This is a genomic window from Nocardioides luteus, from assembly GCF_015752315.1.
Taxonomy (GTDB): Bacteria; Actinomycetota; Actinomycetes; order Propionibacteriales; family Nocardioidaceae; genus Nocardioides.
In genome coordinates, this window is the sequence record NZ_JADOVJ010000001.1 from 4,950,635 (window position 1) to 4,962,938 (window position 12,304).

Sequence of the window (12,304 nt, forward strand, 5' to 3'; positions counted from 1 at the left end):
CCGCGGGGTGCCGCCAAATCGGCGGCGGGCGCTACCTTTGCGGCCATGGAGAGCCACACCTTCGGAAGGATCGGACGCACGGCGTCGGTCATCGGTCTCGGCACCTGGCAGCTCGGCGCCGACTGGGGCGAGGTCAGCGAGTCGGACGCCCTGGCGGTGCTCGAGGCGGCGGTCGGCGACGGGGTCACCTTCCTCGACACCGCCGACGTCTACGGCGACGGCCGGAGCGAGCAGGTCATCGGGCGGTTCCTGCGGTCGCACGACGGCATCTTCGTCGCCACGAAGATGGGACGCCGGGTGGAGCAGGTGCCGGCCAACTACACGCCGGCCGCGTTCCGCGAGTGGCTGGACCGCTCGCGCACCAACCTCGGCGTCGACACGATCGACCTGGTGCAGCTGCACTGCCCGCCGTCGGAGACGATCGAGTCCTCGGCCACCTATGACGCGCTGGACGCCCTCGTCTCGGAGGGGGTGATCGCGGCGTACGGCGTCAGCGTGGAGACCTGCGACCAGGCCCTGGCCGCGATCGCGCGGCCCAACGTGGCCTCCGTCCAGATCATCCTGAACGCGTTCCGGCTCAAGCCGCTCGACCGCGTGCTCCCGGCGGCCACGGAGGCCGGGGTCGGGATCATCGCGCGGGTGCCGCTGGCATCCGGGCTGCTGTCCGGGCGCTACTCGGAGTCGACGACGTTCGCCGCCGACGACCACCGCACCTACAACCGCCACGGCGAGGCCTTCGACGTGGGTGAGACCTTCTCCGGCGTCGACTTCACCACCGGCGTCAAGGCCGCCCAGGAGTTCGCCGCCCTGGTGTCCGAGCACGGCCCCGAGGGCGCCACCCCCGCCCAGGTCGCCCTCGCCTGGGTGGCCCAGCAGCCGGGCGTCACGACCGTCATCCCCGGCGCCCGCAACCCGTCCCAGGCCCACGCCAACTCCGCCGCCGGCTCGCTTCCCCCGCTCTCCGAGGAGCTGCTCTCCGGCGTCCGCCAGATCTACGACACCCACTTCCGCGAGGCCGTGCACTCGCGCTGGTGACGACCCCGCCGAGGCGTCACTCCCGTCGGCCGAGTGAGCACCGACTGCCGGTTCGGACGACCTGGGTGACGTCTCGGCCGACCGCCGTGACGTCTCGGCGCGCGGGATCGCCGTCTCGCTCTGTGTAAAAAATAGTGAGCCTTGGTAACGAATCGGGCAGAGTAAAGGCGTGGCGACGCAGACGACGACCGAGGAGTTCCGGTTCCGAGACATCGCGGTGGTGGCGTACGCACCGTCGATCGTCAGCTCGATGGGACACGGGGCGGTGATGCCGGTCCTCGCGCTCCGCGCCTCCGACCTGGGCGCGGACGCGTCGATGGCCGCATTCGTGGTCGCGCTGCTCGGGATCGGGTCGCTGGCGACCTCGCTGCCCGCCGGGTCGCTGGTGGCGCGGATCGGGGAGCGGCGCACGCTGATGGCGGCCGGGGCGCTCGACGCGGTCGCGATGACCGTGGCGTTCCTCAGCAGCTCGGTCGCGGTGCTCGCCGTCGCCGTGTTCGTGAGCGGGATGAGCTGGACGGCGTTCCTGATCGCTCGGCAGGGCTTTCTCATCGACGCGACCCCGGTCTCCCACCGGGCGCGGGCGATGTCGCTGCTCGGCGGGTCGTTCCGGCTCGGGGTCTTCGTCGGGCCGCTCCTCGGCGCCGGCCTCATCCACCTCTTCGGACTCCCCGCGGTCTTCCTGTTCGCGGCCGCGATGTCGCTGTGCTCGGCGGTGATCGGCGGCCGGATGCCCGAGCTCGGCCGGAGCCGCACGCGCGAGCAGGGGCATCTGAGCGTACGCAGCGTGCTGTGGACGCACCGCCGCACCTTCGCCACGCTCGGCATCGCGGTGGTGATCATCGGGATCTCGCGGTCCGTACGCACCGGCCTGCTCCCGCTCTGGGCCGACCACATCCATCTCGAGGCCTCGGTCGTGTCGCTCCTCTTCGCCGGAGCCGCACTGGTCGACATCGCCCTCACCCTTCCCGGCGGCTGGCTGCTCGACCGCCGCGGGCGTCAGGTCGTGGCGATCCCTGTGGTGCTCGCCGTCGGCCTCGGCTGCCTGCTGCTCCCCCTCACCCACGACGCGCTCAGCCTGGGCGCGGTGATGGCGCTGATCGCCATCGGCAACGGTCTCGGCTCGGGGATCGTGATGACGCTCGGCGCCGATGCCGCGCCGGCCGACGGACGAGCGCAGTTCCTCGGCGGCTGGCGGCTGTGCGGCGACCTCGGCGGCACCGGTGGGCCGCTCCTGGTCTCCGGGCTGGCCGCGGTCTTCTCGATCGCCGCCGCGCCGGTCGCGCTCGGCCTCTTCTCGCTCGCCGGGGCGGTCTGGGTCGGCTACTGGACCGGCCGCGCCGACCGTACCCGACTCTCGGGCGCGGCTACGGAACGATCGCGCGAGACAGTGCCTCGGCCAGGGCTGCCTCGTCGCCGGTGACGGTCAGCTCGGCGGCGGTGGGCGACGTACGTCCCCAGAGCAGGAGCGCGAGGTCACGAGCCGTGCCGGTGACCGACACCTTCTGCACCGCGTTCGGCGCCCCGATCGCCCAGGTCTGGTCGATGTCGGTGGCGGTGAGCTCGATGCGGGTGACGACCTTCCGCGTACGCTTCAGGGCGATCTGACGCGGGTACATCACGGTCAGCACCTCGTCGACGGTGTCGGCCCAGAGCTCCGGGGTCGCCTCGGGAGCCGCGAGCCCGAGAGCCGAGCGGATGTCCCAGAGGTGGACCAGGGTCTCGTGCACCTGCCGACGGAACCAGAACGAGACCGGTCCGAGGCCGTCCTCGGTCAGCCCGTTGAGGATCCGGCCGGTCGCCTCCGGGCCGAGCGCCGAGAGCGTCTCGCGCAGCTCGGCGGCCTGCTCCTGGTAGGCCGCGACCAGGTCCAGCGGGACCGGCAGCGGCACCTCGTCCTCGTCGCGCGCCATCGCCGCAGCCCAGTGGTGCACCCCGGCCAGATGGTCGGCCAGGTCCCCGACCGACCAGTCGTCGCAGGACGGGACCGGCAGGTCCGGGTCGGCCTGCTTCAGCGCGGCGGCGAACTGGGTCTGCAGCTCGCCGAGAGTCACGAAGTAGTCGTCAGGCGTGGGCACGTCGCCGACCCTACTGGCAACGGAGCCCGGTCTCAGCGGCATCTCGTCAGGACCGCGGCTAGCTGTGATGCCCAGGCACGTTGGTCGAGATCCTGCGACGACACGGTCTGACTGGTAGATGGACGAAGGCCTCCCCGGTGTGGAGTGGAGCTGTCTAGGAACCAGTTCCGCCACCAGGAGAGGCCTTCGTGTCCCACGCTACCCATGCCAACGCTGCCCTGACCCCTCGCGCCCGGCTCAGGCTCGCGCGTCTCATCGTTGAACACGGCTGGCCACCGGCCCGCGCGGCGGAGCGTTATGACGTCTCGTGGCGTACGGCGAAGAAGTGGGCTGAGCGCTACCGCAACGAAGGACCGGCCGGCATGCTCGATCGGTCCTCGGCTCCGCACCGTCAACCGAACCGGACCCCGGCCCCGGTCGTGCGCAAGATCGTGCACCTGCGCTGGAAGCAGCGCCTTGGGCCGGTCGAAATCGCCCAGCGGCTCAACATGGCATCCTCGACCGTGCACGCGGTCTTGGTGCGTGCTCGGATCAACCGGCTCACTCACATCGACCGAGCCACAGGCGAGCCGATCCGTCGCTACGAACATGACCACCCCGGCGACCTGATCCACGTCGACGTCAAGAAGCTCGGCAAGATCCCCGACGGCGGTGGCTGGCGCTACCTCGGCAAGCAGCGCGGGGACAAGAACCGCTCCGCGACCGCCAAACGCACCGGTGGGCCCAAGAACAAGCACTATCAGCCACTGATCGGGACCTGCTACCTACACACCGTCATCGACGACCACTCCCGCCTCGCCTACGTCGAGGCCCGCGACGACGAGACCAGCCAAACCGCGACCGAGGTCCTCAAGAACGCGGTTGCCTGGTTCGCTGAGCGTGGTGTCCTCGTCAAGCGTGTGCTCAGCGACAACGGCAGCTGCTACAAGTCACACCTGTGGCGCGAGACCTGCGCAGATCTAGGCATCACACCCAAGAAGACCCGGCCCTATCGACCACAGACGAACGGGAAGATCGAACGTTTCCACCGCACCCTGGCAGAGGGCTGGGCATTCAAGAAGTTCTACACCTCCGAATCAGCCCGACTCGCCGCCCTGCCAGGATGGGTCCACGAGTACAACCACCACCGGCCCCATTCAGCGATCGGGAAGGCAGCCCCCATCACCAGGTTGAACAACCTGGCTGGACATCACAGCTAGCCGCTCCTCGAGGCGGGCCAGCTCGGCCGGATCGGTGATGAACGACGCCCTGCCCGGCGGCGGTAGGAAGCCGACGACGTCCATCACGTCGAAGTACGGTTGTGGTGCGCGGCCGGTCGTCGTGACGTACGCGTCGGCGAAGCGGTCCGCGACCTCGCCGCCGTGGGCGAGGGCGAGATTGGTCGCGCAGTGGGCCACGTCGAACCAGGCCGGGCCGATCGATGTCTCGACCCAGTCGACGACACCGGTGATCTCACCGCGATCCCACAGCACGTTGCGCGGCTGGAAGTCACGATGGATGAAACAGGGGTCGTACGCCGGCGGCTCGTCGCGCAGCAGCGCGAACGCGTCCTCCCACAGGCCCGCGTCGCTCGCCCACTCCGGCACGACGAACTTCGCCTCCCACGCCCACGACTGGTAGCTGCGTACGTCGATCGTCGGCGTGACCGCGTGGATGTCGGCCAGCAGCTCCGCGAGCCTTGCGAGCGAGGCGTCGTCGACGCGCTGCGGCTCGATCGCACCCGGGAGCAGCGTCATCAGGTGAGCCGGATGACCGCAGTGCTCGCCCGTCGCGTCGAGCGCGAGCGACCTCGGCGCCGGGACGCCCATGGCCGCGAGCATCCGCTGGATCTCGCTCTCCCGGGTGGTGATGGTGAGCGGCTCGCCGTGCGTACGCCACGGCTCGTTGGTCATCAGCCGCAGCACCGCCGGCTCATGACCGTCCGCCGTGATCGCGAGCATGGTCGAGGTCCAGCCGCCGGAGAGGCGTCGTACGCCACCGATCTCCCCCAACGTCCGCTGCGCCCACTCGAGCGCGGGAGCCCAGTCCACCCCGGGATCAGTTCGCACGCCGCAACCTTAGGCGGTGGTCCAGGGAGGTTCCGTCCGTCTACCGACGGGTTATGGACGGAATCTCCCTGGACTACCTGCTGGATCTCAGAGCACGCGGGAGAGGAACGCCTGGGTGCGCTCGTGCTGCGGGTTGCCGAGCACGTCGGCGGGGAGGCCCTCCTCGACGATGACGCCGCCGTCCATGAAGACGACCTTGTCGGCGACCTCGCGGGCGAAGCCCATCTCGTGGGTGACGACCATCATCGTCATGCCCTCGGAGGCCAGGTCCTTCATGACCGCGAGGACGTCCCCGACCAGCTCGGGGTCGAGCGCGGAGGTCGGCTCGTCGAAGAGCATCATGTCGGGGTTCATCGACAGCGCCCGCGCGATGGCGACTCGCTGCTGCTGACCGCCGGAGAGGTGAGCCGGATAAGCGTCGGCCTTGTCGGAGAGCCCGACCTTCTCCAGGTTGGCCCGGGCGATCTGGGTGGACTCGGCCCGTCCCCGCTTGAGCACCTTCTCCTGCGCGACCGTCAGGTTGCGCAGCACCGTCATGTGCGGGAAGAGGTTGAACTGCTGGAAGACCATCCCGATCCGGGCGCGCAGCGCGTCCACGTCGGCGTCCGGGTCGGTGATCTCGTCGCCCTCGACCAGGATCGTGCCGCTGGTCGGCTGCTCGAGCAGGTTCACGCAACGCAGCAGCGTCGACTTTCCGGACCCGGAAGGCCCGATCACGCAGACGACCTCGCCCCGGCCGATGTGGAAGTCGATGCCCTTGAGCACCTCGTTGTCGCCGAAGTACTTGTGCAGGTTCTGTACGTCGATCGCCGCCGCCCCGCGGCCGGCAGCCGGCGTCGTCTCGGTCTGGGTCATCAGCGGGCCTTCCCGGACTTGGCTTCCATGCGGCGTACGACGATCGAGAGCGGCACGGTGATCAGCAGGTAGCACAGCGCGATCGTGAACATCGGGGTCAGGTTGGAGAAGGCGTTCATGTTCTCCCGGCCGAACGCGGTCAGCTCGTACTCGTCCAGCGACATCCCGAGAATGTAGACCAGCGAGGAGTCCTTGGTGAGCAGGATCAGCTCGTTGGTCAACGGCGGCAGGATGATGCGGAACGCCTGCGGAATCACAATGGTGACCATCGCCCGAGTGTGGGTCATACCCAGGGTGCGTGCGGCCTCGTACTGCCCCTTCGGCACCGCCTGGATGCCCGCCCGAATCGTCTCGGCCATGTAGGCGCCGCCGACCAGACCGAGCGCCAGCGTCACTGTAACGACGTTGCCGAGGTTCAAGCCGAAGGCCAGCGGCAGGCCGAGTCCGAGCACCAAGAAGACCACTAGCGCCGGCAGTCCCCGGAAAAGCTCGATGATGCCGGTCGAGATCCACCGGTACGGACCAACGCTCGAGAGCCGCATCAGCGCCAGCACCAGACCAAGCGCCAGCCCGAAGGCGAAGCCGCAGGCGGTGTAGAAGATCGTGTTCTTGAGGGCGATCACGATGACATCGGGAAACATCTGACCGGCGACGTCCAGGTCGAGGAATGCCCGCCTGATCTCACCCCAGTCGGCGATCAGGGCGATGACGACGACCAGCAGCACCAACAGGGCGTACTGGACGTAACGGACGAGCGCCGCGCGTCTGCGCGGCGACATCCGCTTCTTCGGAACCACTGCCGTGCCCGTCACTGGGCGGCAGCCTCCCCGAACCACTTCTTGTAGACCTCGTCGTAGGCGGCCTTGTCGTTGATCGCCTTGTTGAGCGCCTCGAGCAGCTTGTCGTTGCCGCCCTTCTTGACCGTGAAGCCGTACGCCTCACCGGTCTGGAACTCGCTGGTGATCTCCGTGTCGGTGTTCTCCTTGACGAAGTCGTAGAGCAGACCGTTGTCGTTGACGCCGGCGTCGGCCTTGCCGGACTTGACCGCCTGCATCATCAGCGCCGAGTCCTCGAGGGTGATGATCTTGGCGTCCTTGGGAGCGTTCTCCTTGACGTAGTCGGCGCCGGTCGTCGCCTCCTGGACCGCGATGGTCTTGCCGGCGAGGTCGTCGAGCGACGCGTAGCCGGCACCCTTCTTCGTCATCAGCGCCTGGGTCGCCTCGAAGTAGGGCTCGGTGAAGTCCATGACCTTCTCGCGCTCCTCGGTGATCGTCATCGCACCTGCGGCGACGTCACACTTGCCGGAGTTGAGCGCCTCACCGGAGACGATGGTCTCCCAGCCGATGTTGACGACCTCAGTCTCGAGCTTCTCGGCGTCGGCGGCGATCTTGAGCACGTCGATGTCGAAACCGACGACCTCGCCGCCCTCGTTGAACTCGAACGGCTTGTAGGGCAGGTGCGTGCAGATGGTCAGGGTGTCGGCCTTGACCAGCTTCGCGCCCGACGGTGAGGTGCCACCCTCGTCGCCGCCACCGCAGGCGGCGAGCGCCAGCCCGAGGGCAGGAACGGTCAGGGCAGCAGCAAGCTTCCGCAGATTCATGCGCCGAACTCTACGACTCTTTGAACGCCGATGGCCCGCCACCCCTCGGGGTGGCGGGCCATCGGAACGATGAGGTTCAGGGAACTGTGCAACGCAGACGTGGATCTCGACCCGCTTCGCGGCTTCGCAAGCTCAGCCGCTGCGCTCGCTCGATCCCTTCGCGTTGCGACCCTGTTCGTTCCTCACAGGATCGCAGGCTCAGGCCTCGTCCTCACCCGCGACGTTCTTGATGCGGTTGGGGTCGACCTGGACACCGGGGCCCATGGTGGTCGAGAGGGTGACCTTCTTCAGGTAGCGGCCCTTGGAGGAGGACGGCTTCAGACGAAGCACCTCCTCGAGAGCAGCGGCGTAGTTCTCAGCGAGCTGAGCCTCGGAGAAGGAGGCCTTGCCGATGATGAAGTGAAGGTTGGCGTGACGGTCGACCCGGAAGTCGATCTTGCCGCCCTTGATGTCGGTCACGGCCTTGGCCGGGTCCGGGGTGACGGTGCCGGTCTTCGGGTTCGGCATGAGGCCACGCGGGCCGAGCACGCGGCCGAGGCGACCGACCTTGCCCATCATGTCCGGGGTCGCGACGACGGCGTCGAAGTCGAGCCAGCCACCGGAGACCTTCTCGATGAGGTCGTCGGCACCGACGACGTCCGCGCCGGCCTCGCGAGCGGCCTCGGCCTTGTCCGGAGCAGCGGCGAAGACGATGACGCGCATCGTCTTACCGGTGCCGTGGGGCAGGCTGACGGTGCCGCGCACCATCTGGTCGGCCTTGCGGGGGTCGACGCCGAGACGCATGACGACGTCAACGGTCTCGTCGAACTTCTTCTTGCTGGAGCCCTTGGCGATCTTGATCGCGGCCAGCGGGGCGTAGAGCTCGTTCTTGTCGAACGTCTCCGACGCCGCGCGGTAGGTCTTGCTGCGCTGCATGGTGATTCCTTCGGTAGTTAAGAGGAGATGTGGTTAGCGAGCCAGCGCGGCTCTCCCACGTATCAGTCGGTGGTGACGCCCATGGAGCGGGCGGTGCCCTCGACGATCTTCATCGCGGCGTCGATGTCCTCCGCGTTGAGGTCGGGCATCTTGGTGGTCGCGATCTCGCGCACCTGGTCCTTGGTCAGCTTGCCGACCTTGTCCTTGTGCGGGACGGACGAGCCCTTCTTGAGGCCGGCGGCCTTCTTGATCAGCTCAGCGGCCGGCGGGGTCTTCGTGATGAAGGTGAACGAGCGGTCCTCGTAGATGGTGATCTCGACGGGGACGACGTTGCCGCGCATGGACTCGGTCTGGGCGTTGTACGCCTTGCAGAACTCCATGATGTTGACGCCGTGCGGACCGAGCGCGGTACCGACCGGCGGGGCCGGGGTCGCGGAGCCGGCCTGCAGCTGCACCTTGACGAGCGCTGCGATCTTCTTCTTCGGAGGCATTCTTGAGATCTCTTCCTTCTCGTGGTCATGACGAAGCCGCTTGTACGTTTCGGCCTCTGCCACCTGCGGTGTTGCTCTCGCAACTGGTCAATTGTCCGTGATCGGTCCGGGTTCACGAAATCAGCGCAGGGCGGCCCACTGAGTGGGACCCCCTGAGTGACGGCCACCACCCCCCTTGGCATACTCCCCCGGGGATTTACAAAGGGAGCTCAATTGTTCAATCGACGTCGTCTGTCCATGTACGCCGCGCTCGTGCCGCTGGCCGCGCTCTCGGCCGCGTGGACCGCCGCCGCCACCGGAACGGCGTTCGATCCGGTCGAACCCGTGACGCTGCCCGGCGGGGAGACCATGGCGACCTCTGTGATCGACCAGCCCGCGAGCGTCACCGAGCCCGCCCCGGCACAAGGTGCGCGCAAGGGCGCCCGGACCGGCACGATCGCCGTCGCGATGGCGCAGGGAAGCGACATCCCGATGCCTGCCCTGGCCGCCTATCAGCGTGCGGCCGCCGTGGTGACGACCGCCGACCGTGCCTGCGCCCTCGACTGGACGCTGCTCGCCGCCGTCGGGATGGTCGAGTCCGACCACGGTCGCCTGAAGAGCAGCCGGCTCGACGACTCGGGCAAGGCCACCCCGCCGATCTACGGCCCCGCGCTGACCACTCCCGCGGGCGACCCTTCCCCCGACACCGACGGAGGCTCCGTCGACAAGCTCTCCAGCGGTGACCGCGCCGTCGGGCCGATGCAGTTCATCCCCACGACGTGGCCGTTGGTCGCCGTCGACGGAGACGGTGACGGCGTACGCGACCCGCAGGACATCGACGACGCCGCCCTCGCCGCCGCGGTCTACCTCTGCTCGGGCGACGAGGACGTCTCCACCGATCGCGGGAAGCACGCCGCGCTCAGTCGCTACAACCAGAGCCAGGCGTACGTCACCACTGTCCTGAAGATCGCCAAGGGCTATGCCGACAGCCCCTACGGCGGTGACGACGTCCAGCTCGCCGCCGCCGCTCCGGCCCACGCCGAGTCCGGCTCCTCCGGCCGCGGACCGAACGCGACGAAGAAGACCGACAAGAAGCCCGCGAAGAAGAAGCCGGCGACGACCGCTCCGAAGCCGACCGCCGGCGCCGAGCCCACGGCGAAGCCGAGCTCGAGCCCCTCGACCGCTCCGAGCCCCAGCCCGACGCCGACCGACGACGGCAGCTGGGCCTCGATCTCCGAGCGGCGCGGCATCTGTGCCGCCGAGCTCTCCTCCCGCTTCCCCGACCTCGCCGAGGGCTGGGACACCAACCGCGCCGTCGACGCCTGCAGCATCCGGCTGCTCGGCAAGACCGTCACCCAGGCCAACGCCGCCGTTCCCGGAGTCGTCACCGACATCACCGGGTACGTCGAGTGGCTGATCAAGACGCTGCCGTGATCCCGTCACCGATCGCTGCTTCCTGCTACCGCTGAACCGAGAGGGACGGCTCCCACGTGCGGCCGCCGTCGGTGGAGGCCAGCACCTCCCCGCCCGGGGCGAGATAGAGCGTGTCACCGACCCGGGCGGCGTCCCAGACCTCTGCACCCTCGCCGAGACCGGTGTCGACCTTCTGTGCGCCGTCCTCGGTGAGCAGGGTCTCGCGCTCGCCACGCAGCAGGATCGCGTCGTCGGTGAGGGCCACCCGATCGTTCAGATGACCTTGCACGCTGCCGAACTCCTGCCACGAGCTCAGGTCGGTCGATCGGTACACGGTCGCAGCCGCCTCGTCTGCTCGGCAGAGCGAGAAGACCGCGGTCCCGGCAGGCATCAGACTGTTCTCGCCACTGCACGGGAACGGCAGTTCGGACCACGTTCGGCCGCCGTCATGGGTGACCCTCGGCACCGAGGTCACGTTGCCCTCACCCTCGGGCCTCGGCGTGACCACGAGCGCGTCGCCGACCTGGATCAGATCCTGGGCAGCTCCGATCTCGTCGGACGACACCGATGCGAAGCGGTCGCCGTCGAACCGCCACATCGTGCCGGCGATCGCATCGACCGCCCACGCCGCCCACGCCGGCCACGCCGGGTCGCCGGTGGCGGCCAGCAGATAGCTGTGCTCGCCCGGCTCCTCACCCGTCATGACGGCCTGCTTCCAGGTTTCGCCGCCGTCGCCGGTGGTCCAGATCCTCCCGCCGCCGGCGGCGGCCCAGCCGCTCCGGCCGTCGGGTGCCATGGCGAGCCGGTCGACGTACTCCTCGGTGAAGTCGTGCAGCCGCTCCCAGGTCTCGCCGTCGTAGCGCCACAGCACGCTGCAACCACAGTCCTCCTCGTTGGACGTCACGAGCACCTGATCCGATGCTGCCTCGATGGTGAGGGCGTGCGTCGGCCGCACCGGGTCGGCTGTCGCCGAGGAGGACTCCGTCGGCGACGGGTCCGGTGTTGCCGGTTCGGGTGCGGAGTCGTCGCGAGTGCTGAGCAGCGAGCCGCCGACGGCGACCCCGGCGACCAGCACGGCAGCCGCGCCGACCACCCCCGCAGTCCGGCGGACCCGGCGTCGCTGCGCGCCGCGTCGTACCTCTGCCAGCATCTGGTGAGCGGGCGGTTCCGCGGCGATGTCGCGGTCGATCGCGTGGCGGATCTGGTCTTCGAACTGGTTCATCGCTCGTCCTCCCGGTCGGCGAAGGCGGACTGTTGCTCGCGGAGCGTGGTCATCGCTCGGTGGGCCTGGCTCTTGACCGTGCCCACCGAGCAGCCCAGCACCTCCGCAACCTGTGCCTCGGTGAGATCTTCGTAGTAGCGCAGCGCGATCACGGCACGCTGCCTCGGTGGCAGCCGTTTGACCGCCGCCAGCAGCTCGTGGTCGGCCGGCCGGTCGGTGCCGACCGGCTCGCGCAGCTCCGCGAGCGGCCGTTCCCGGTGCAGCTTGCGCCACACCGACACGCTGCGGTTGGCCATGGTGCGCCGTACGAACGCCTCGGGGTCCTGCACCTTCGACCAGTTCAAGAGGGTTCGCTCCAGCGCGTCCTGGACCAGGTCGGCCCCGCGCTGGTCGTCGCCGGCCAGCACCCGCCCGAGCTTGAGCAGATGCGACAGCCGGGCGGTCACGAACTCGGTGAACGCGGCATCGTCTCGCACGGTTGCGCCGGGTGCCCGGGGTCGGGTCACCGCGCCCCCACCGGGTATGTGACTTGGCTCCATGACCTGGTGACGCATCAGCCCCGGCAATGGTTGTACTGGGCGAGGATCGCGGGGCGAGCATGCATCGCTAAATCGCGGAACGCCCGGGCTTCGTGCCCGGGCGTTCGGCGTACTGAGTTCTCTGAGGCT

13 protein-coding genes are annotated in these 12,304 nt (G+C 68.9%); 4 read left to right on the forward strand and 9 right to left on the reverse strand.

Annotated elements, in window-relative coordinates:
- The first annotated feature begins 45 nt into the window (after positions 1-45).
- Both HD557_RS23655 and HD557_RS23660 read left to right on the forward strand, forming a co-directional pair.
- Positions 46-1,035 (forward strand): aldo/keto reductase, encoded by a 990-nt coding sequence (locus HD557_RS23655; protein ID WP_196875684.1) that lies wholly within the window; start codon positions 46-48, stop codon positions 1,033-1,035.
- A gap of 169 nt (positions 1,036-1,204) precedes the next feature.
- A complete protein-coding gene (locus HD557_RS23660; RefSeq protein WP_196875685.1) occupies positions 1,205-2,458 on the forward strand; it encodes an MFS transporter in 1,254 nt (417 codons plus the stop codon).
- On the opposite strand, the gene HD557_RS23665 is transcribed toward HD557_RS23660, so the two are convergent.
- Positions 2,403-3,113, reverse strand: a complete 711-nt coding sequence (locus tag HD557_RS23665; RefSeq protein ID WP_196875686.1) for a maleylpyruvate isomerase family mycothiol-dependent enzyme — start codon at positions 3,111-3,113, stop codon at positions 2,403-2,405. The two genes, HD557_RS23660 and HD557_RS23665, sit on opposite strands and share 56 nt — an antisense overlap.
- Before the next feature lie 188 nt (positions 3,114-3,301).
- Between HD557_RS23665 and HD557_RS23670 the strand changes: the two genes are divergently transcribed.
- On the forward strand, positions 3,302-4,312 hold the full coding sequence (locus HD557_RS23670) for an IS481 family transposase (protein ID WP_196873822.1): 1,011 nt from the start codon (positions 3,302-3,304) through the stop codon (positions 4,310-4,312).
- Here HD557_RS23670 and HD557_RS23675 read toward each other — a convergent pair.
- The 6 genes from HD557_RS23675 to rplK all read right to left on the reverse strand — a co-directional run bounded on the left by HD557_RS23675 (position 4,250) and on the right by rplK (position 9,022).
- Complete coding sequence (locus tag HD557_RS23675; protein ID WP_196875687.1) at positions 4,250-5,161, reverse strand: phosphotransferase family protein; 912 nt, start codon at positions 5,159-5,161, stop codon at positions 4,250-4,252. The two genes, HD557_RS23670 and HD557_RS23675, sit on opposite strands and share 63 nt — an antisense overlap.
- Before the next feature lie 87 nt (positions 5,162-5,248).
- Positions 5,249-6,016 carry an amino acid ABC transporter ATP-binding protein gene (locus tag HD557_RS23680; RefSeq protein ID WP_008362887.1) on the reverse strand — a complete coding sequence of 256 codons (768 nt, stop codon included), beginning with the start codon at positions 6,014-6,016 and terminating at the stop codon, positions 5,249-5,251.
- A complete protein-coding gene (locus HD557_RS23685) occupies positions 6,016-6,795 on the reverse strand; it encodes an amino acid ABC transporter permease (protein ID WP_231380434.1) in 780 nt (259 codons plus the stop codon). Before HD557_RS23685 ends, HD557_RS23680 begins: the two co-directional genes overlap by 1 nt.
- Before the next feature lie 29 nt (positions 6,796-6,824).
- Positions 6,825-7,616, reverse strand: a complete 792-nt coding sequence (locus HD557_RS23690; RefSeq protein WP_196875688.1) for an ABC transporter substrate-binding protein — start codon at positions 7,614-7,616, stop codon at positions 6,825-6,827.
- A 198-nt stretch (positions 7,617-7,814) separates the two neighbouring features.
- On the reverse strand, positions 7,815-8,531 hold the full coding sequence (gene rplA, locus HD557_RS23695) for a 50S ribosomal protein L1 (RefSeq protein WP_008362892.1): 717 nt from the start codon (positions 8,529-8,531) through the stop codon (positions 7,815-7,817).
- Between the two features lie 62 nt (positions 8,532-8,593).
- Entirely contained in the window at positions 8,594-9,022 is a 429-nt protein-coding gene (gene rplK, locus HD557_RS23700; protein ID WP_008362894.1) for a 50S ribosomal protein L11, read from the reverse strand.
- 213 nt (positions 9,023-9,235) lie between these two features.
- Between rplK and HD557_RS23705 the strand changes: the two genes are divergently transcribed.
- Positions 9,236-10,435 (forward strand): lytic transglycosylase domain-containing protein, encoded by a 1,200-nt coding sequence (locus HD557_RS23705; protein WP_231380435.1) that lies wholly within the window; start codon positions 9,236-9,238, stop codon positions 10,433-10,435.
- Between the two features lie 25 nt (positions 10,436-10,460).
- Here the strand turns inward: HD557_RS23705 and HD557_RS23710 are convergent, their stop codons facing one another.
- Positions 10,461-11,636 carry a hypothetical protein gene (locus HD557_RS23710; RefSeq protein ID WP_196875690.1) on the reverse strand — a complete coding sequence of 392 codons (1,176 nt, stop codon included), beginning with the start codon at positions 11,634-11,636 and terminating at the stop codon, positions 10,461-10,463.
- Positions 11,633-12,112, reverse strand: a complete 480-nt coding sequence (locus tag HD557_RS23715) for a SigE family RNA polymerase sigma factor (RefSeq protein WP_307785694.1) — start codon at positions 12,110-12,112, stop codon at positions 11,633-11,635. Before HD557_RS23715 ends, HD557_RS23710 begins: the two co-directional genes overlap by 4 nt.
- Between the last annotated feature and the right edge of the window lie 192 nt (positions 12,113-12,304).